Source organism: Pseudomonas sp. 18175 (assembly GCF_050432925.1).
Lineage (GTDB): Bacteria > Pseudomonadota > Gammaproteobacteria > Pseudomonadales > Pseudomonadaceae > Aquipseudomonas.
On record NZ_JBKFTO010000012.1, the window covers coordinates 199,485 to 218,903 of the forward strand.

20 protein-coding genes and 1 pseudogene are annotated in these 19,419 nt (G+C 60.4%); 8 read left to right on the forward strand and 13 right to left on the reverse strand.

What is annotated here, in order from left to right; genetic code table 11:
- The first annotated feature begins 28 nt into the window (after positions 1-28).
- The 3 genes from ggt to ACLD1Y_RS18290 all read left to right on the forward strand — a co-directional run bounded on the left by ggt (position 29) and on the right by ACLD1Y_RS18290 (position 2,659).
- Positions 29-1,858, forward strand: a complete 1,830-nt coding sequence (gene ggt, locus ACLD1Y_RS18280; protein WP_429479244.1) for a gamma-glutamyltransferase — start codon at positions 29-31, stop codon at positions 1,856-1,858.
- A 257-nt stretch (positions 1,859-2,115) separates the two neighbouring features.
- Positions 2,116-2,358 (forward strand): hypothetical protein, encoded by a 243-nt coding sequence (locus tag ACLD1Y_RS18285; RefSeq protein WP_429479245.1) that lies wholly within the window; start codon positions 2,116-2,118, stop codon positions 2,356-2,358.
- Positions 2,345-2,659, forward strand: a complete 315-nt coding sequence (locus tag ACLD1Y_RS18290) for a helix-turn-helix domain-containing protein (RefSeq protein ID WP_429479246.1) — start codon at positions 2,345-2,347, stop codon at positions 2,657-2,659. The genes ACLD1Y_RS18285 and ACLD1Y_RS18290 overlap by 14 nt, the downstream gene beginning before the upstream one ends.
- A gap of 19 nt (positions 2,660-2,678) precedes the next feature.
- Here the strand turns inward: ACLD1Y_RS18290 and ddlA are convergent, their stop codons facing one another.
- From ddlA to ACLD1Y_RS18310, 4 genes are read right to left on the reverse strand one after another with little or no spacing between them, the layout of a single operon-like run.
- Positions 2,679-3,773, reverse strand: coding sequence for a D-alanine--D-alanine ligase (gene ddlA / locus ACLD1Y_RS18295; protein WP_429479247.1), 1,095 nt, complete (start codon positions 3,771-3,773; stop codon positions 2,679-2,681).
- Positions 3,774-3,817: 44 nt separating this feature from the next.
- Positions 3,818-4,453: a LysE family transporter gene (locus tag ACLD1Y_RS18300; RefSeq protein WP_429479248.1), complete on the reverse strand. Its 636-nt coding sequence runs from the start codon at positions 4,451-4,453 to the stop codon at positions 3,818-3,820.
- A 25-nt stretch (positions 4,454-4,478) separates the two neighbouring features.
- Positions 4,479-4,700: a helix-turn-helix domain-containing protein gene (locus ACLD1Y_RS18305; protein ID WP_429479249.1), complete on the reverse strand. Its 222-nt coding sequence runs from the start codon at positions 4,698-4,700 to the stop codon at positions 4,479-4,481.
- Between the two features lie 7 nt (positions 4,701-4,707).
- A complete protein-coding gene (locus ACLD1Y_RS18310) occupies positions 4,708-5,271 on the reverse strand; it encodes a DUF2975 domain-containing protein (RefSeq protein WP_429479250.1) in 564 nt (187 codons plus the stop codon).
- Positions 5,272-5,476: 205 nt separating this feature from the next.
- Between ACLD1Y_RS18310 and ACLD1Y_RS18315 the strand changes: the two genes are divergently transcribed.
- A complete protein-coding gene (locus ACLD1Y_RS18315; RefSeq protein WP_429479251.1) occupies positions 5,477-6,286 on the forward strand; it encodes an AraC family transcriptional regulator in 810 nt (269 codons plus the stop codon).
- 27 nt (positions 6,287-6,313) lie between these two features.
- Here the strand turns inward: ACLD1Y_RS18315 and ACLD1Y_RS18320 are convergent, their stop codons facing one another.
- Positions 6,314-7,657 carry an MFS transporter gene (locus tag ACLD1Y_RS18320; RefSeq protein WP_429479279.1) on the reverse strand — a complete coding sequence of 448 codons (1,344 nt, stop codon included), beginning with the start codon at positions 7,655-7,657 and terminating at the stop codon, positions 6,314-6,316.
- Between the two features lie 122 nt (positions 7,658-7,779).
- Here ACLD1Y_RS18320 and ACLD1Y_RS18325 point away from each other — a divergent pair, with 122 nt between their 5' ends.
- Positions 7,780-8,664: a LysR family transcriptional regulator gene (locus ACLD1Y_RS18325; RefSeq protein WP_429479252.1), complete on the forward strand. Its 885-nt coding sequence runs from the start codon at positions 7,780-7,782 to the stop codon at positions 8,662-8,664.
- A 3-nt stretch (positions 8,665-8,667) separates the two neighbouring features.
- Here the strand turns inward: ACLD1Y_RS18325 and ACLD1Y_RS18330 are convergent, their stop codons facing one another.
- The 3 genes and pseudogenes from ACLD1Y_RS18330 to ACLD1Y_RS18340 form a co-directional block, all read right to left on the reverse strand.
- Positions 8,668-9,243 (reverse strand): flavin reductase family protein, encoded by a 576-nt coding sequence (locus tag ACLD1Y_RS18330; protein ID WP_429479253.1) that lies wholly within the window; start codon positions 9,241-9,243, stop codon positions 8,668-8,670.
- A gap of 51 nt (positions 9,244-9,294) precedes the next feature.
- Positions 9,295-9,726, reverse strand: a complete 432-nt coding sequence (locus tag ACLD1Y_RS18335; protein ID WP_429479280.1) for a methyl-accepting chemotaxis protein — start codon at positions 9,724-9,726, stop codon at positions 9,295-9,297.
- Positions 9,727-9,834: 108 nt separating this feature from the next.
- Positions 9,835-10,653: pseudogene (locus ACLD1Y_RS18340) on the reverse strand (PAS domain-containing protein); the annotation flags it as partial.
- Between the two features lie 181 nt (positions 10,654-10,834).
- On the opposite strand from ACLD1Y_RS18340, the gene ACLD1Y_RS18345 reads away from it, so the two are divergent.
- A complete protein-coding gene (locus ACLD1Y_RS18345; RefSeq protein WP_429479254.1) occupies positions 10,835-12,205 on the forward strand; it encodes a gluconate:H+ symporter in 1,371 nt (456 codons plus the stop codon).
- Positions 12,206-12,246: 41 nt separating this feature from the next.
- Here ACLD1Y_RS18345 and ACLD1Y_RS18350 read toward each other — a convergent pair whose 3' ends face one another.
- From ACLD1Y_RS18350 to ACLD1Y_RS18360, 3 genes are all read right to left on the reverse strand, one after another.
- Positions 12,247-12,744 (reverse strand): DUF4411 family protein, encoded by a 498-nt coding sequence (locus ACLD1Y_RS18350; protein WP_429479255.1) that lies wholly within the window; start codon positions 12,742-12,744, stop codon positions 12,247-12,249.
- Positions 12,741-13,877 carry an ImmA/IrrE family metallo-endopeptidase gene (locus ACLD1Y_RS18355; protein WP_429479256.1) on the reverse strand — a complete coding sequence of 379 codons (1,137 nt, stop codon included), beginning with the start codon at positions 13,875-13,877 and terminating at the stop codon, positions 12,741-12,743. The genes ACLD1Y_RS18350 and ACLD1Y_RS18355 overlap by 4 nt, the downstream gene beginning before the upstream one ends.
- 71 nt (positions 13,878-13,948) lie before the next feature.
- On the reverse strand, positions 13,949-15,253 hold the full coding sequence (locus ACLD1Y_RS18360) for an MFS transporter (protein ID WP_429479257.1): 1,305 nt from the start codon (positions 15,251-15,253) through the stop codon (positions 13,949-13,951).
- 184 nt (positions 15,254-15,437) lie between these two features.
- Between ACLD1Y_RS18360 and ACLD1Y_RS18365 the strand changes: the two genes are divergently transcribed.
- Positions 15,438-16,856 (forward strand): short-chain fatty acid transporter, encoded by a 1,419-nt coding sequence (locus tag ACLD1Y_RS18365; protein WP_429479259.1) that lies wholly within the window; start codon positions 15,438-15,440, stop codon positions 16,854-16,856.
- A 35-nt stretch (positions 16,857-16,891) separates the two neighbouring features.
- Here the strand turns inward: ACLD1Y_RS18365 and ACLD1Y_RS18370 are convergent, their stop codons facing one another.
- Positions 16,892-17,236 (reverse strand): HepT-like ribonuclease domain-containing protein, encoded by a 345-nt coding sequence (locus tag ACLD1Y_RS18370; protein ID WP_429479260.1) that lies wholly within the window; start codon positions 17,234-17,236, stop codon positions 16,892-16,894.
- Positions 17,233-17,523: a nucleotidyltransferase family protein gene (locus ACLD1Y_RS18375; protein WP_429479261.1), complete on the reverse strand. Its 291-nt coding sequence runs from the start codon at positions 17,521-17,523 to the stop codon at positions 17,233-17,235. Before ACLD1Y_RS18375 ends, ACLD1Y_RS18370 begins: the two co-directional genes overlap by 4 nt.
- A 157-nt stretch (positions 17,524-17,680) precedes the next feature.
- Between ACLD1Y_RS18375 and acpA the strand changes: the two genes are divergently transcribed.
- Entirely contained in the window at positions 17,681-19,381 is a 1,701-nt protein-coding gene (gene acpA, locus ACLD1Y_RS18380; protein WP_429479262.1) for an acid phosphatase, read from the forward strand.
- Positions 19,382-19,419: the final 38 nt, after the last annotated feature.

Below are 19,419 nucleotides of genomic sequence, written 5' to 3' on the forward strand. Positions count from 1 at the left end.
GCCCAAAGGACAACAGATCATTCTCAAAATGAACGGAGTTCAGCGCGTGCTTTCGATTTACCGCCGGCCGTTATCAGTGATGGCGGCAGCCCTTGCTCTGGTCGCCTGCCACACACCAGTCAACGAACAGCCACCGGCACCAGAGTTGGGTTCGGGCTATCGCACCGACCTGACAACCCGCCACGCCGAACGCCATATGGCTGCCGCCGCCAACCCACTGGCAGCAGAAGCCGGGCGCGAGATGTTGCGCCAAGGTGGCTCGGCGATTGATGCGGCGATTGCCATGCAGGCCGTATTGACCCTGGTGGAGCCGCAGTCGTCCGGCATTGGTGGCGGTGCGTTCATCATGCTGTGGGACGGTAAAAACGTACACGCTTATGACGGTCGCGAAACCGCACCGGCCGGGGCGACTGAGCGGTTGTTCCTGAAGGCCGACGGCACGCCGATGGCGTTTGTCGAGGCGCAGATTGGCGGGCGTTCGGTGGGCACGCCGGGGGTATTGCGCGCCCTGGAAATGGCCCATAGAAAAACCGGGCACCTGCCATGGGCCAAGTTGTTTGAACCGGCGATTCGTCTGTCGGAGCAGGGTTTTGCGATTTCCCCGCGCTTGCACGCGCTGATCGCCGCCGACCGTTATATCCCACAGTCGCCCGACATGGCGGCGTACTTTTTGAACACCGATGGCACGCCCAAGGCCACCGGCACCCTGTTGAAAAATCCGGCACTGGCCGCCGTGCTCAAACGCATCGCCAAGGAAGGGCCGGACGCGCTGTATCACGGGCCGATTGCCGATGAGATTGCGCGCAAGGTCCAGGGCAATCGCAACCCGGGCAGTTTGTCCCAGGCCGACCTTAGCGGATATGCCGCCAAAGAGCGTGCGCCGCTGTGTACCGATTACAAACAATGGAAGGTGTGCGGCATGCCGCCGCCATCGTCGGGCGGGGTGGCCATCGCGCAGATCCTGGGCACCTTGCAGGCACTGGAAACCCGCGACCCGCGCCTGGCCATCGCGCCGATGAAGCCGGTGAAGAGCCCAACGCCCGCCGGCCTTGAGCCCACGCCCGAGGCCGTTCACTTGCTCGCCGAAGCCGGCCGCCTGGCCTTCGCCGACCGGGGCTTGTATGTGGCCGATAGCGACTTCGTGCCAGTGCCGGTCGCGGGCCTCGTTGCCCCGAATTACCTGGCCACACGCGCCGCATTGATCGGCGAGCGCAGCATGGGTATTGCTCAACCGGGTACACCAGCGGGCATTCAGGTGGCGTATGCGCCGGACCGCTCGCCGCTGCGCATCTCCACCTCGCAAGTGGTGGCGGTGGATGACCAGGGCGGCGCCGTGTCGATGACCACCACGGTGGAAGCGGCGTTCGGCGCCCATGTGATGGTCCAGGGCTTTTTGCTCAACAACCAGATGACCGACTTCTCTTTCATCCCCGAAGAGAACGGCCAGCCGGTGGCCAACCGTGTCGAGCCCGGCAAACGCCCACGCTCGGCCATGGCGCCGACGCTGGTGTTTGACCGCCGCAGCGGCGAGTTGTTGGCCACCGTGGGCTCGCCGGGGGGATCGCAAATCATCGAATACGTGAGCAAGTCCCTGGTGGCCATGCTCGACTGGAGCCTCGACCCGCAAGCCGCCATCAGCCTGCCCAATTTTGGCAGCCGCAATGGCGCGACCGAGCTGGAAAAGGGCCTGTTCAGCCCGGCGTTGAAGCAAGCCCTCAAGGACAAGGGCCACGCGCTGAGCGAGATCGATATGACCAGCGGCATCCAGGCCATCGTGCGCAGCCGCGATGCCCAGGGCAACGTGCGGCTGAACGGCGGCGCAGACCCTCGGCGTGAGGGCGAAGCGGTCGGCGATTGACCCGGCCTTTTGACTGAATGGGCGCAAAAAATAAAACCCGCGCGCCGATTTGTAACAGCGAATACAAAGTGCCATGTCATTTTTTGCGATACAAAGCGCCTTGAGCCGCCCCTTTCTTCCTGCGAATTTCTGGCCCGCTCTTTCTTGCCAGAGGCTACGTCAAAGACGTAGAATTTTGCGTGTTAACAATCATCGAATCCCCCTTGTTCAGTAGATTATGGCCTGACTATTGGACCGAAGAGGAAAGAGGTATTTTCATGGCTTTTTTAGCCAGCCACCCAGAAGCCGGTACGGTTGTACCCGGCTCTGGTGGTTGCCGAAAAGTGCGCTGGAACTTGGAAGGCCGAGGCAAGAGCGAATCTGTGCGGATCATTTACACCACACAGTTAGCCTGCGGGGCTCTGGTTGCCCTACTGATTTACGGCAAGGGCGCGGCCGAGAATATTCCTGCGCATACCCTGTATAAAATCGCGAAGGAAATGAACCATGCCACTCACTGAGAAACAGCTGAAGGAACGTGACGCCAAGCGCAACATCGGCGAGGAATTACTCGCCGCCATTGTGGATGTCAAAGCGGGGCGTCACGGGCAAGTGCATCAAGTCGAAATAACCCAAGCCGCTGAAGCAAGAAGCAAGACAGGGCTATCGCAGCCAAAATTTGCCGAGCTTTTGGGTGTGTCGGTAAGAACCCTTCAAGAATGGGAACAAGGGCGTCGCTCACCCTCTGGTGCTGCACGCTCCCTACTCCATATTGCGGCGACAAGGCCTGATGTTTTTCGAGAAGTCCTCAGTAACGCCTAATGGCGGTACCGGCCATTTTCTATCGACTGATCTTCAGGCCCTTACGCCCCGCATGCCGCTCCAATGCCAATTCGATCAAGCGGCTGACCAGTTCGCTATAGCTCATGCCCGCCGCCTGCCACAGCTTGGGGTACATGCTGATGCGGGTGAAGCCGGGCAGCGAGTTGAGCTCGTTGATCAGCACTTCGCCGTCATCGGTGAGAAACACATCGACCCGCGCCAGGCCCGAGCAGCCGAGCACTTCGAACGCTTCAATGGCCAGGCGACGAATACGCTCGCTGGCGTGCGCGCTGATGTCCGCCGGCACCACCACCTGGGCCGCCTGGGCGTCGATGTATTTGCTGTCGTAGGAATAGAAGCCGCTGCTCACCACGATCTCGCCGCAGCCGCTGGCGATGGGGTCGTCGTTGCCCAACACGGCGCATTCGATTTCACGCCCTTTGACGGCGGACTCCACCAACACTTTTTCATCAAAACCCAGGGCCAGTTCGACGGCGGCGTGGTACTCGGTTTCGTCGGCAACTTTGCTCACCCCTACCGAAGAACCCTGGTTGGCCGGTTTGACGAACATCGGCAGGCCCAAGGCGCTCACCGCCGCCGCGAAGGAGGTACGCGCCGCGTTGCGACGGGTCAGGGTAATGAACGGCGTGACGGCGATACCCGCATCGCGCAGCAGGCGCTTGCTGATGTCTTTGTCCATGCACACTGCCGAACCCAATACGTCGGAGCCGACGAAAGGCAGGTCAGCCATACGCAACAGGCCTTGCAAGCAGCCGTCTTCGCCAAGGGTGCCGTGGACGATGGGGAAGATCACATCGATGTGTTCCAGCAGGCCGCTGCCCGTGGTTTCCACCACTTGCTGGCTGGCTTTGCCGGGCACTACCGCCAGTTCGCGGTTGGATTGATTGAGGGCGATCAGGGCCGGGTTTTCCTGGTTGATCAGGAAGTTCGAGGTGTCGTTGAGGTGCCAGTGGCCAGCCTTGTCGATGCCGATCAATACCGGCTCAAAGCGCGTGCGGTCCAACGCATCAACAATATTGCGCGCCGACTGCAGCGAGACTTCGTGCTCGGCCGAACGGCCACCAAAAATAATACCTACCCGCACCTTGCTCATGACCCGGCCTCATTGTTGAACGTAAGGCTTCTTACCACGCCCCGTCAGCGATTCGCCACCAGATGTGCGCCGAACAACACGTAGCAACCACCGGCGAAACGGTCGAGCCACTTGCGTGAACGGCTGTAGAGGTTGGCCATGCGCTCACTGGAAAACACCAGGGCGACGCTGGAATACCAACTGAACGACAAGGTGGCCATGGTGATCACCGCCAAGGTCAGTAGCATCGGCGATGGCGACGGCGGCATGGTGGACGCGAAGATGGTGGCGACAAACAGTGCGGCCTTGGGGTTGGACAGGTTACCCAGCAAGCCCAGGCGCCAGGCAGAAAACAGCGAGCGCCGAGGCTCGTCCGGCAGCAGGTTCTGGCCCATGGCGGGTGCCGCACGCTTGAACAGTTTCAGGCCGAGGTAGATCAGGTAGCAGCCACCGATAATCTTGAACGCCAGGTACAACATGGGCGCTGCGGTAAACAGCGACTTGATGCCCAGGCCACCCGCCAAGCCCCACATGATCGTTCCGGTTGCCACACCGGCCGACGCCACCACGCCATGGCGGCGCGAGCAGCTCGCCGCCAGTTGCGCGGTATTGAAAAAATTCGGGCCGGGCGTCACCACGGCGACGGTCCAAAGCAACGCCAGCGACAACAACGGTGCAGCGTATGGCAGGTCAGAGAACATTGATGATCCCTCTTATCGGTAGCCGTTATGGCTCAGCCTCAGGCTCGGGAAGGTGCACCAGCAAGTCACCCGGTTGGCATTGCAGGTGGGTGCAGATGGCGTCCAGCGTTCCCAGGCGTATGCCCTTGACTTTACCTTGTTTAAGCAATGACAGGTTCTGCTCGGTAATTCCGATGGCGGCCGCCAAGTCTTTGGACTTGACCTTGCGCCGGGCAAGCATGACATCCAGTTCAATCACAATGGGCATGTCGATCTCAAACAAAAGTGCGGTTTTCAGAATCCACTTCACTGGCCTGCCACAAGATACGCGCGATCACCGCGATGCAGGCGGCCAGAAACAGTGCCACAAAGCTGGGGGCCGTCAGGCTCAGGGTGATTAGCCGCTCGCCGACCGGCGCGTTCATTGTTACCCAGACACTGAGCAATGGCTCACATAAAAAATCCAGCACCACCCAAATTGCCACTGCCTTGCCGACTTTGCCCAGGTGCATCGCGGACGTGCTGGAGAAATATTCGCCACGGGCGTAGCTCTTGAACAACTTGCGCAGGTGGTTCAAGCCAGACGCCAGCGCCATCAACGGGATGCTGGACAACACGATGCCCCCCACCACTTGCCACAAAGGAAACTCGGCTACTTGCTCGGCTCGGCCCTGAATCAAGCGGTCGCTCAACGCAAAGCCAAGCCCCAGCCCGTCGGCAGATGAACTCAGCACCGGAAACAGCCATACAGCGGCATTCAAGGCCAACATGGTGATGATCAGTAGCAGTGTGAGCAGCGACATGCGCTGGCTGAGCTGGGCGAGACGTTGCGTATTCATAAAGACCTCAAGGAGCGTGAATGTGGGGGCAAGATAGCGAATAAATTATCGTAAAACAATAATAAATCATCGCAAAATAATTATTACCCATTCGCATCGCAACGCCGTCTCCTGCGAAAAACCTGCACAATCGTTCAAGACCTCGACAGACAACCCACGCCACACTGGGTTAACGTGTTTCCACCTCTTCTTGTGACAAACCACCATGGGCACACCCACCGCCAACCTCGACTGGATGCACCGCGCCCCGCATGCCAGCGGCCTGGACCGTATCGAGGCGTACTTTGCCGGCTTCGCCTTCGACCCCCATCGCCATGACACCTACGCCATTGGCCGAACCCTGTTCGGTGTGCAGAGTTTTCACTACCGCGGCAGCATGACCCACAGTCTGCCCGGCGCGACCATGGTGATTCACCCCGATGAAACCCACGACGGCCGCGCCAGCAGCGAGGAAGGCTTCAAGTACCGCATGATTTATGTGGAGCCGGCGCTGATCCAGCAGATCCTGGGGGGCAAGCCGTTGCCGTTTATCCCCAGTGGGCTGACCAACGACCCGCGGCTGTTCCGCGCCAGCGAAGTGTTGCTGCAAAGCCTGGATTGCCCGATTGATCCGCTGCAGGAACAGGACGCGATGTACGACGTGGCCCAGGCCCTGAGCGACGCCAGTGGGGTGATCGTCACTCGCAAGACCTTCGATTACGTGGCCGCCGAACGCGCCCGGGAATTTATCCACAGCGCCTTGGGCCGCAGCATCACCCTGGACGAAATGGCCGACCACGCAGGGCGTGACCGCTGGGCGTTGTCACGGGATTTTCGCTTGTTGTTCGGCACAAGCCCCTACCGTTACCTGACGATGCGCCGGCTGGACCTGGTGCGCAGCCTGTTGGCCCAGGGCTATTCGCTGGTGGATGCGGCGATGACCGCAGGTTTTACCGACCAGAGCCACATGACCCGACAGTTTCGCAGCACCTACGGTATGCCGCCGTCGCGGTGGGTGAAGATGCTCGGGCGTTGATTTGAAATGCGATAAAACATGTGTGACCTAAGTTGCTTCCGGAATCGAGCTCGGCTTGGTATCGATTTCCCTCAACCCCACTGCCGCCACCGCCCCCACCAACGCAATTCCCGCACTCCACCACAACGCCAGCTCAATCCCCCCGGCATTGGCCACCGACACCAACACCGCCAAGCCCAGCGCCCCGCCAATCTGCTGGCTGGTGGACGCCATGCCTGCCGCCACGCCCTGCTCTCCCGGCCGAATGCCCAGGCCCGCCGCCACCCACATCGCCGTCCACGTCATACCCTGGCCGAGGCTCAAGATAAAAATCCCTGGCAGCAGCGACCAGAACCCCACCCCTGTCGGCAGCGCCCAACACACCAGCGCGATGCCCACCGCGCCCGCCAGCTGTCCTGTGACCAAGGTGCTACGCAGCCCAATCCGGGCCAGCGAGCGCTCCGCCAGCCAGATGCCGAACGTGCACACCAACGTCGCCGGCAAAAACGCCAAGCCCGCCTGCAACACGCTGTAGCCATAGACCTGCTGGTAATACAACGCGAGGAAGTAGTACTGCACGCCAAAGCTGCTCATGAACACCGCGGTGAGCACCATGGCCATGCGCAGTTCGCGGTAGGCGAACAGACGCAGCGGCATCAGTGGGTCGCGGCCGCGATGTTCGATCCAGGCGAACAGCCCCAGCAACGTCACAGCCAAGGCGATGCAGCCCAGGGTCGACGGCGCCGTCCAGCCCCATTCCGGGCCTTGTACCAGGGCGAACACCAGCAACGTGCCGCCGACGGTCACGGTCAATGCGCCACTGATATCGAAGTTGCGCCCACGGGCCCGCTCGCCGTCGGCGGGGATCCAATAGCGCGCCGCCCAAGCACACCCCCCCGCCAACGGCACATTCACCAGGAACACCGCCTCCCAGCCCCAGACTTGGGTCAGCACACCACCGAGCAGCGCACCCAGTGCCAGGCCCGCCGCCGACGCCGCGCTCCACACGGCAAAAGCGCGGTTGCGCTCAGGCCCTTGCGCGTAGTGGGTGTTGATCAACGCCAAGGTCGCCGGAAACAACAACGCCCCGCCCACGCCCTGCACTGCCCGCGCCAGCACCAGCAATACCGCGCTGCCGCCAAGCACCGCCGCCAGCGACGACAGCGCATAAAGCGACTGCCCCACACGGTACAAACGGCGCTTGCCCAGCAGGTCCGTGGCCCTGCCACCCAGCAGCAGGAACCCGCCAAACGCCACGCTATAGGCGCTTACCACCCACTGCAATTGCTGGGCGGAAAAATCGAGGTGGGTGCCGATCTGCGGCAAGGCGACAAACACAATGGTCGCATCAAGGGCGATGATCAGTTGTGCAGTGGCCAGCAGCGCCAGCATCCAGCCTGAGGGTCGAGGGGGAGACATCACAGCGTCCTGTCCGAAAATGAAGTGCCGCCAGTGTCTTTTATGCTTAACAGATGATAAATAGCGTAAACACTCTTTCAGTAATGACTTTAATCATGGATCTGAATGCTGTTCGCCTGTTGGTCCGCGTCGCCGAAACCCGCAGCTTTACCCGCGCAGCGGGTGACCTGGGACTGACCCAATCCGGCCTTTCCCGTGCGATTTCACGCCTGGAGAGCGAACTGGGCGTGCGCCTGCTGCAACGTAATACGCGCAGCGTCAGCCTCACGCCCGACGGGCAAATGCTCTACGAGCGCAGCGCCCCATTGCTGGCAGAGTTGGCCGAAACCGAAAAGCTGATGCTGGACCGGCGCAGCACACCGTCCGGCCTGTTGAAAATCAGCACACCGTCACTGTTCGGGCGCAAGGTGGTGATGCCGGTGATTGGCGAACTGACGCTGCGCCACCCCGAGTTGCGCATCGAAGCGGTGATGACCGATCGGCTGGTGGATATCGTCGACGAAGGCTTCGACGCCCTGCTCCGCACCGGCGAGATCCAGGACCAACGCCTGATCGCCCGCACATTGACGCCGCTGCGTTGGGTCACCGTGGCCTCCCCCGCTTATCTCGCGCGTTTCGGCACGCCGCAAACCGTCGACGAACTGAAGGACCACCATTGCCTCACCGTGCGTAATTTGCGCAGCGGGCGCATGGTGGATTGGCAGTTCATGCTTACTGGCAAGGTGCAGGACGTGAATGTCGAAGGTCGGCTGATCTTTGATATCGGCGACGCACTGGTAGACGGTGCCGTGGGCGGCTTCGGCATCGCCCAAGTGATGGACTTTGCCGTACGCGACGACCTGGCCGCCGGGCGCCTGGTGCCGGTGCTGCAAGCCTTTGCCGGGCGCACTCGGGCAATTTCACTGGTGTATCCGCCGTCACGCCAGTACTCGCCGAAGCTGATGGCGTTTGCCGAAGGCTTGGCAAACGCCCGCTGGTAGGGCTTAGAGCTGGCGCCCGGTAATCGGCGCGCCGATGCTCAGGAAGTTACCACCCGCGATATGGTGCAAGGTGCGCAACTGATCCTGGTCCTCAAAGTGCCAGTGGCCCTCGCTGAACACGCGGTCATCGGCATAAGCCGCGACCACTTCGCCCAGAAACAGGTCATAGGCCTGCTGGTTGTGGGGTTCGGGCAGCAGGCGGCATTCCAGCCAAGCGACACAGCCTTCCAGCAGCGGCGCCTCGGTGTGTTCGCCGTTGAACGTCTGCAGGCCGTAGGTGGCGAATTTATCGGTGTCGGCGCCACTGGTGTTGCCGACGGTTTGCACCAGGTCGGCCTGGGCCACGCACGGCACTTGCAACACAAAGGTGCCGCTGCCTTCCAGCAGTTGGCGGGTCCAGGTGGACTTGTCCAACACCACCGCAACCTTCGGCGGCTCGAAATCCAGCGGCATGGCCCAGGCGGCGGCCATGATATTGCGCCGACCGTTGTGGGCGGCGCTCACCAGCACGGTCGGGCCGTGGTTAAGCAAGCGATAGGCCTTGGACAGCGGAACGGGACGACAGTGGGCAGGGCTCATGGACAGTCGGCTCTCAAACGGGAAAGCGCCTACGATACCTGAGCCCCAGGTTCAGCTCGACAGTTGGTTGGCGAACTGTCCTACGGCGCTCACTACTTTTTGTGCGCCGTCCTGAATCTCCACAATCACCGTCCCCGCCTCGGCCGCCAGGGCCAGGCCCTGCTCGGCTTGCAGACGCCCGTCGGTCATCAGGCTGACCGCATCGCGGGCCATGTCCTGGTTCTGACGCACCACGCCGACAATCTCCTCAGTGGCCTTGCTGGTGCGCGATGCCAGCTGGCGCACCTCATCGGCCACCACCGCAAAGCCTCGCCCCTGCTCACCGGCACGCGCCGCTTCGATGGCGGCGTTAAGCGCCAGCAGGTTGGTTTGCTCGGCAATGCCGCTGATGGTCTTGACGATGCTGCCAATCACTTGGGATTGGGCATTGAGTGCCTCGATACCTTCGCCAGCCTGTTGCATGTGCTTGGCCAGGTCACGCATCACGTCCACCGCCTGGGTCACCACCGTGGTACCGCGTTGGGCACTGTTGTCGGTTTGCAGGGAAGTGCTGTAGGCAATGTTGGCGGCTTCGGCGACGGCCTGCTCCTGGTTGACCTGGTCGGTGATCACCGTGGCGAACTTGACCACTTTGTAGAGGCGGTCAGTGGCGTCCAGTACCGGGTTGTAGGTGGCCTCCAGCCACACCACGCGGCCATGGCTGTCCACCCGTTTGAAGCGCGCCGCCACGAACTCACCGTTGTTCAAGCGTTTCCAGAAGTTCTGGTACTCGGCGCTGTTGTACTCCTCCGGCTCGCAAAACATGCGGTGATGTTTGCCCTGGATCTGCGCCAGGTTGTAACCCATGCCGCCCAGGAACCGCTCGTTGGCAGTGAGCACATGCCCGCCCAGGTCGAACTCGATCACCGCCGTGGACCGTACCAGCGCGGTGATCAGGTTTTCGTGCTCGCGCGAAGCCTCAATGGTGCGGGTGAGGTCGCTGGCGTAAATCGAAAAGTGTTTGATGCGCCCATCGGAGCTGCGTACTGGCTGCACGATGGAGCGCAACCACGCCTCCTGACCATTGCCGCGCATCAGGCGCACCGTGCCGGCGAAGTGTTCGCCGCGTGTGAGGGCGTTCATGAAGCGTTGCTGGAACTCATCCCGTTTCACATGCGCCGGCGCCAGGTCCTCGATCGCGCGGCCTTGAAGCTGGCCACTCTGGTAAGCCATCTCCTTGAGGAAGTTGCCATTGGCCCAATCGATGCGGCCCTGGGCGTCCAGCGTCAGGCACAGCATTTCGCTTTCCAGGCTCTCCTTGACCTGTTGCAAGCTGGACAATTCTTCGCGAAGAGCCGACAGCTCCTGCTTCAAACGGGTGTTGAACATTAGGCACCGATGGTCAAGTGGGGAGAGGGATCTGACCTGCATCGGCGCTGGGGGCGTTTTCTTAAGGCGGTTTGAGCGGAGCGCCCCACTATATTTTCCCGGCAGATGAACAATCGCACCAAAATTGCGCAGCAGCGCTCTGCAACAGCCTTATCCGGTATGCTTTTCAGGCAGGAAACAAAAAGAAACAATTTTCCCAACCTGTTCGATAAGGAGTCCCGTCTTGGAGTTATCGACTGCCGCGTGGATGGTTCACGACACCCGTCTTATGTTTTGTGTGCTGCTGGCCATCGCCAGCATCATTGTGCTGATCAGCGCGACCAAACTGCCGCCCTTCCTGTCGATCCTGATCGGCACCTTTATCGCCGGAGTGGGTGCAGGGCTGCCGCCGGAAGAAGTAGCCAAGGCATTCAGCAAAGGTGCCGGGGCGATCCTGGGGGAAGCCGGGATCATCATTGCCCTGGGTTCGATGCTGGGGGCGCTGATGGCTGAATCCGGCGCAGCCGACCGCATTGCCACCACCCTGCTCGGGCTGGGCAAGGGCAAGTCGTTGCCCTGGGTGATGGCACTGGTGGCCATGGTGATCGGCCTGCCACTGTTCTTTGAAGTGGGCCTGGTGATGATGGTGCCGATCATCTTTGTGATGGCTAAGCGCTCGAACCAACCGCTGCTGAAAATCGCCATCCCGGCACTGGCGGGCATGACCACCCTGCACGCCTTGATGCCACCGCACCCTGGGCCGCTGATTGCGGTGGGTGCGCTGCACGCCGACCTCGGCCTGACCATGTTGCTGGGGTTCTGCCTGGCAGTACCGGCGGTGATCCTGGCAGGCCCGATCTATGGCAACTGGCTGTCCAAGCGCCTGCATGTGGATGAACCGGCCGACATCGGCGCACTGTTCAGCGCTCCGCCCAAGGCGCCACGCCAGCCGAGCTTTGCGGTGTCATTGCTGATCATTTTGTTGCCGGTGATCTTGATGCTCGGCAGCACCCTGGCCAAAGTCGCGCTGCCAGCAGAAAGCACAGTAGGCCTTACCCTGAAATTCCTCGGTGAACCACTGATCGCCCTCGGCCTGGCCGTGATCGCCGCCGTGATCTGCCTGGGTTGGGCCGCCGGCATGCCGCGTGCGGAAGTCGGCAACACCCTGCGCAAAGCCCTCGCCCCTATCGCCGTCTTGCTGTTGACCATCGGCGCCGGCGGCGGCCTCAAGCAAACCCTGCTGGACGCCGGCGTGAGCCAAACCATCAGCAAGGTCGCCGAAGGCGCGCACATGCCGTATTTGCTGCTGGCGTGGCTGATCGCCGTGGCATTGCGCCAGGCAACCGGCTCGGCCACGGTCGCCACCACCACGACTGCGGGCATCCTCGCACCGATGATGGCCGGGTTGGCGGCGACGCAAAGCTCATTGGTGGCGCTGGCGATTGGTGCAGGCTCGGTGTTCTTTTGCCACGTCAACGACGCCGGCTTCTGGATGGTGCGCGAGTACTTTGGCTTGCAGTTAAAGCAGACGATTTGGGTGTGGTCGGTGTTGCAGACGATCGTATCGGTCGTCGGTTTGATCGGTACGTTGCTGTTCTGGCATTTCTTGACCTGACAATGCTGTATTGAGGGGAAGTTCTCTTTCCCTCAGTAGGTTCACTGATGCAAAACAAAGCGAGCATCGAGCTTGCCGAGCAATTCGAATGTGTTCATGTAAGGCACGCTAAACAATGAACCCACATTGGGGATTGTGAACTTGCGTTTGATGTCGAGGTTATAGACTTCATGGGTGACCACTACAGCACCCGTCGTCATCGCCTTGGCTATCAACCAAGGATCAGCACCCTCAAGAAACTCTTCAAATGCTCCGGCCTTCATCAGAGGTACCTGCTCCGCAATCTTTGCGACGATATGCTCAAATGCAGCCTGAGTGGGCCCATCGCTTGCGTCTTCAAAGAGCTGCGTGTTGCCTTTTACCCATTGGGTCAGATCATCATTGCCTCTGGCCAGTTCGTCCCTAACCGGTACGATACTGGCAATCTCCAGCGCCTGATGCTGTTGAAGAATCCAGGCCCAGTAACCAGGGCAAATCGTCATTCCGTAATACCGATTCTTGGCCTCGATCAGCGTATTCGAATCCAGTAGATGCTTCATGCAGAGAGTTTCATCCCATAAGCCTTCAACTTGGCGGGCTGTACACCCAACAACTTCCCGGCGTCCCTTAGTAAGATCCGGCCACTTTGCGCCTCTGCAAGAACGGCCCTGCTCAACCGAGTACTGTTTCTAACGGCTGCCGTGCGGTAATAGTCCCCTCCGTTACCGCCTTTATCTCGGTACGCCTGCAAGACCCGAAGATAATAGGCACCGTATTGATCGCCGCTGATATAGCCAAGATCACGGGCACGACGAGCAATCACTACCCCGCTGACGTGAAAGAGCGCAGCCAAGGGCACGAGGTTTTCTTCCCAGTGCACATCCGAAACCCAGTTAGCTCGAAAAACCTGTTCAGGCGCCAGGAACTCTCCCGCCACTGCGTTGCAAAACGCCTCCTCCTGGCGAGCACTTTGACTGCCACCATCGGAGATACCCGTGCTGCCAATCCAGATATGCGCCAGTTCGTGCATCAATGTGAATAGCCGCGCCGCTGGCGCATCCGCACTGTTAATGAAAACCACGGGCGCCATGGCGTTGCTGATCGCAAATCCGCGAAACTCGCTGACATCGAGCTTGCGATGGGTATTTCCCAATGCCACACCACTGCGCATCACGAGAATTCCGGCATCCTCCGCACCACTCACCAATGCCCTTACATAGTCTTCATAGCCCATGCGAGCAAAAGCATCCGTCACGCCAAGTACACGACGAATATCAGTAACAACATCGTTGATGGGCGAATGGCTATGGAAACTGCCTACGAAGGTCAGCGGGGAGCGTTCGTGATCCTGCAAGTATTCCAGGTACCAGTCTTGCTTGCGGAGCACGTCTCTGACAGTGTCCATCAAGTTCAGGCTGGGCTTTTCGGGCATTACGCCACCTACGGTACGCAGGTCTGGAAGCGGAAGTTGATCCTGGGGCGGGGTCTTGAGAAAGAGAAAACCGAAAGGAACATGCACAGTGGCAGCCCATTTTTGCGCCTGAGTGAAGGAGGGAAGGCTCTGACCACCTTCCCACTGCGCAATCCTTTCCAATTTAACCGTCATCCCCTTGGCAACTTGCGCCTCAGACAACCCCGCCCGCTGGCGAGACCAGGACAGGATTGCAGGGTTGATAAAGGCAGTCTGAGTCATGGGATGATGGTCGCCAATCAAAGGTGGACGTGACTATAGAAGTGGCCACCTTAATCGTCAATTGATGGCCTCTAGGCCGCATTTGTAACTGTATCCAATGCATGACGCTTGCCAAACAACGCCACACTCACCACCCCCACCGCCCCCATCACCACGCAATACCCCACACATATCCACGGGCTGGTCGGCATCAGCGCAATCAACAGCAGTGGCGTGGTACTCGCCCACAGCGCGTAGGCAATGTTGTAGGTGAAGGAAATCCCTGACACCCGCACCTGCGCCGGAAACAACCCGACCATCACCGACGGCACCGCGCCGACCACCCCGCAACTCAAGCCCGCCACGGCATACGCCGCGCCCAGCCAAATGCCACCATTGATCAGGCTGGCGTACAACAGCGCAATGCCCACCGGCAGCAGCAGGCTGTAGACCAGCACGGCGCGCCAGGCACCGATGCGGTCCACCAGCAGGCCGGCGAGGACGCAGCCGATGTTCAGGAATACGATGCCCAGGGCGCTCAAGGCGAAGGTATGGCTGGGGGTCATGCCGAAGGTTTTCTGCATCATGGTCGGGGTGATAACCACCAGCACCACCACGGCGGAGGTGAGCACGCAGGTGAGGATCATCGCCGGCAACAGCACGGCGCGATGGTCGCGCAGCACGGTGCGCAGCGGCATTTCCGCAGCCGCCAGACGCCGGGCCTGCATTTCGAGGAACACCGGGGTTTCGCTGAGCCAGCGGCGCAGCCACACGCCGATTACGCCGAACACGCCGCCGAGCAGGAAGGGGAAACGCCAGGCGTAGTCGAGGATCTCGGCAGGGGTAAAGATTTGCGCCAGCAACGTGGCGGTGAGTGCGCCGAGCAGGTAGCCGAAGGTCAGCCCTGCCTGTAGGAAACCCAGCGCATAGCCGCGATGATTGGTCGGTGCATGCTCGGCAACGAAGGTCCAGGCGCTGGGCACTTCGCCGCCCACGGCCGCGCCTTGCAGCACACGCAGTAGCAGCAGGATCAGCGGTGCGAAATAACCGATTTGCGCGTAGGTCGGCATGATCCCGATCAGCAGGCAGGGCAAGGCCATCATCAGGATACTCAAGCTGAACACCCGCTTGCGTCCCAGGTGGTCGGCAAAGTGCGCCATCAGGATGCCGCCCAATGGGCGCGCCAGGTAGCCGGTGACGAAGATGCCAAAGCTTTGCAGCAGGCGCAGCCACTCGGGCATTTCCGGGGGGAAGAACAATTGGCTGAGCGTCAGCGCAAAGAACACAAAGATGATGAAGTCGTAGATTTCCAGCGCGCCGCCCAAGGCGGCCAGGCCCAGGGTTTTGTAGTCGGAGCGGGAAAAACGCTGCGCCTGTGGAGAAAAGGTGGCAGTCATGGTGAGGCTCGGCAGACAAACGAAATGGCGTGCAGGTTATGAGTTGAGCCGGATGATGGCAATCGCGGCAGATATATTTGTTTTCCTCATGGATCGATGAAGATAACTGCATTCCCATATCAATGGGGGTAGCGGAACATGCCGAAAATTGCCTGCGCCCTAATAAATATAAGAGGACTGACCCGTGGCCGATGCTCTCGAAGAAAGCCGCTATGCCCGCTTTGCCCTGCGTTGTTCCAACTTCGCCGAACGCTGGTTCCCCGACTCCTGGGTGTTCGCCGCCCTCGCCGTGATCATCGTCGCCGTGGCGACCCTGGGCATGGGCGCGGCGCCGACCGAGGCCGCCAAGGCGTTTGGTGACGGCTTCTGGAGCTTGATCCCATTCACCATGCAGATGGCTTTCGTAGTGATCGGCGGCTATGTGGTGGCAAGCTCGCCACCGGCCGTGAAACTGATCGACCGCCTGGCGCGTATCCCCAAGAACGGTCGCTCAGCAGTAGCCTGGGTGGCATTGATCTCCATGGTCGCCTCTCTGCTCAACTGGGGCTTGTCCCTGGTGTTCGGCGGTTTGCTGGTACGGGCGCTGGCTCGTCGTACGGATTTGCGCATGGATTACCGCGCGGCCGGTGCTGCGGCCTATTTGGGGCTTGGCGCGGTGTGGGCGCTGGGGCTGTCGTCGTCAGCCGCGCAGTTGCAGGCCAACCCGGCGAGCTTGCCGCCGTCGATCCTGTCGATCACCGGGGTGATCCCGTTCACCGACACGATCTTTTTGTGGCAATCCGGTGTACTGCTGCTGGCGCTGATCGTGGTGTCGCTGATCATTGCCTACGCTACCGCACCGGGGCCGAACAGTGCGCGTGATGCCAAGGCCTGCGGCGTCGACCCGGCGTTCAACCTGCCCAAGATACAAGCGCCGACCCGTCCAGGCGAATGGCTGGAACACAGCCCGTTGCTGACCATTTTGCTGGCGTTGCTGGCGGCCGGGTGGCTGTTTCATGAGTTCTCGACCAAACCTGCGATCAGCGCTATTTCGGGGCTGAACACCTATAACTTTCTGTTCATCATGGTCGGTGCGCTGCTGCACTGGCGCCCGCGCAGCTTCCTGGATGCAGTGGCCCGTGCGGTGCCGACCACCACTGGCGTGCTGATCCAATTCCCGCTGTACGGCTCGATTGCCGCGCTGATGACGGTGGTCAAGGGCGGTGACGGCCAAACACTGGCGCACCATATCTCCACCTTCTTTACCTCCATCGCCTCCCATGACACCTACGCACTGCTGATGGGCGTGTACTCGGCGGTACTGGGCTTCTTTATTCCGTCGGGCGGCGGCAAGTGGATCATCGAAGCGCCGTACGTGATGCAAGTAGCCAATGACCTGCAATACCACCTGGGCTGGGCGGTGCAGATCTACAACGCGGCCGAAGCGCTGCCGAACCTGATCAACCCGTTCTATATGCTGCCGCTGCTGGGGGTATTGGGCTTGAAGGCACGGGACTTGATCGGGTTTTCGTTTGTGCAGTTGCTGGTGCACACGCCGTTGGTGTTGTTCTTGCTGTGGGCGTTGGGGACGACGTTGAAGTATTTGCCGCCGGTGATGCCTTAATCAAAAAATGACGCATCTGTACTGCAATAGATGCGTCATTCAGGACGTTCGGGAAGGCGCTTTAGCAAATCGGGCAATGCGCTTTGGAGAGTGTCCCAAACCACATCGAGGTTTATATCAAAGTACCCGTGGGCGATCCGATTGCGCATTCCACGCATACTACGCCAAGGGATCTGGATATGAACTGCAGTGAAGTCCGGATGCAGGTCCATGATCTTGGTCGACGCCTCACCAATGATGATCAGGCTCATCACTACCGCTTGTTGAGTCCGTCGATCTTCCAGAAACTCTTCTTTGCTCAGCCCTTCAATAAAGCTGATCGCATCAGTGGCTGCCAGCCTGATGTGATCCAGATAATCTCCGAGGCGACTTGCAGTCATATTGGTTGTGCCTCAGCCAATACCTTTGCGCGAAAATTCAACGGTAGATCGGCGGGCGTCAGTAAGTCCACGCTGACGCCCAGTAAGTCCTCTAGTTCGACCTGTAGCCCACCCAGATCAAACAGAGTGGTCCCCGCAGGTGCGTCGACCAAAAGGTCCAGATCACTGCCTTCTTGGTCGGTACCCAGCAAGACGGATCCAAACACTCTCGGATTTGAGATACGAAATCGGCCGACTACTTCTCTGACGGCCGCTCGTTGTAGATCAAGGGCGGTTGAAGGTTTCACGGTTCACCTCGGTGATATCCATAATCGGAGCAGTCTAGCAGCGCAGTGGGTATAGAGGCACATCCCGCCTGATCATCCCTGTCTTCGTTCCGTCACATTGCATTGCTACCGTCCTGCGAAATATCTTGCAACATCTCGCCAGCAAGGACCCTCCGCAATGAGTGATGAGCACGAAGACCGCCCTTCCCCCGATTCCACAGCCCAAACGCCGGTAGACACCAGCCGCCGGCGCTTCCTGGGGGGCGCGGCAGTGTTGGGGGTTGGCGCGACGTTAAGTGCCTGCGGTAATCCCAACGAAGCGCCGGGCAAGCCGGTGCCACGGCCGCTCACCCCTCAAGAACTGGACAAGGCCCTGCATGACCAGGTGAAAACCGTGGTGGTGATCTATGCCGAGAATCGCAGCTTCAACAACCTGTTTGCCGACTTCCCAGGCGTCGAGAAACCGCTGTCGGCACTTTCCACAGCAGACGCCCAGCAGCGCGACCGCGACGGCAGCTTGCTAACCACCCTGCCTCAGGCCTGGGGCGGCGTGCTGCAAGTCGGCCCACAAAGCGTGGACGGGGTGACGTACCCCAGCGAAGTGCAATACCAGGAAAACCTGCCCAACGCGCCGTTCGCCCTTAAGGGCCCGAACGCCGAAGACCTGCCGCTGAGCTTGGTCACCCGCGATTTGTGGCACGTGTTCTACCAGAACCAGATGCAGATCAACGGCGGCAAGAACGACAATTTCGTCGCCTGGGCCGACTCCGGTGGCCTGGTGATGGGTTATTACGCCCAGAGCCGTTATTCCCTGCGCCTGTGGGACGTGGCCAAGGAGTTTGTGCTCTGCGATAACTTCTTCCAGGGGGCCTTTGGCGGTTCGTTTCTCAACCACCAGTACCTGATCAGCGCCACCGCGCCGTTTTATCCAAATGCCGCGCAGTCGGTGGCCAAGGCGCAGATCGCCACGCTGCAAAGCGATGACCCCACCGACCCGCGCCTCAAACCACTGGATAAGTCCCCGGCCAGTGCCATGACCGGCGCGCCGCAATTCGGCCCCAGCGCACTGACGCCAGATGGCTACGGCGTGAACACCTTGGCGCCGCCCTATTGGCCGACCTGGATCCGCGACCCGGAAAACCCGGATTACGCCAAACCGGATCTGCCCAATGTGCTGGTGCCACAAACCCACGAGCACATCGGCGACAAACTCTCGAAAAAGAACATCGATTGGGCCTGGTACGCCGGTGCCTGGCAGGCCACGTTGGATCAGTTCAAAGACTCGGGCGGCATTCCAAAGATCCCCAACTTCCAGTACCACCACCAACCGTTCAACTACTTCAAGCAGCAAGGCCCCGAGAATCGCGCCGAGCGCGATAAACGCCTGCGTGATGGCGGTTTGGGCGATGAGTCCAGCACCAATAAGTTCTTTGCTGACGCCCAAGCGGGCAAGTTGCCGGCGGTGAGTTTCTACAAGCCTCAAGGCAACCTGAACATGCACGCGGGCTACGCCGATGTGGCCTCGGGCGACCGTCATATCGCCCGCGCCTTGAAGGTGCTGCAAGAGAGCCCGCAGTGGAAAAATATGGTGGTGGTGGTGACCGTCGATGAAAACGGCGGCTGGTGGGACCATGTTGCACCGCCCAAGGGCGACCGCTGGGGCCCTGGCACGCGGATTCCGGCGCTGGTGGTGTCGCCGTTTGCACGCAAAGGCACGGTGGACCACACGGTGTACGACACCGCGTCGATCCTGCGTTTGATCACTCGGGTGTTCCTGTTGGAGAAACTGGACGGTCTCAAGCAACGCGATGACGCCATGATCGCCCGTGGCCAGAAGCCCATGGGCGACCTGAGCAACGCCTTGCAGTTTGATGCGTAGGTTTTCTTATCCAATAGCGACACGCTTGGCGATTTAGC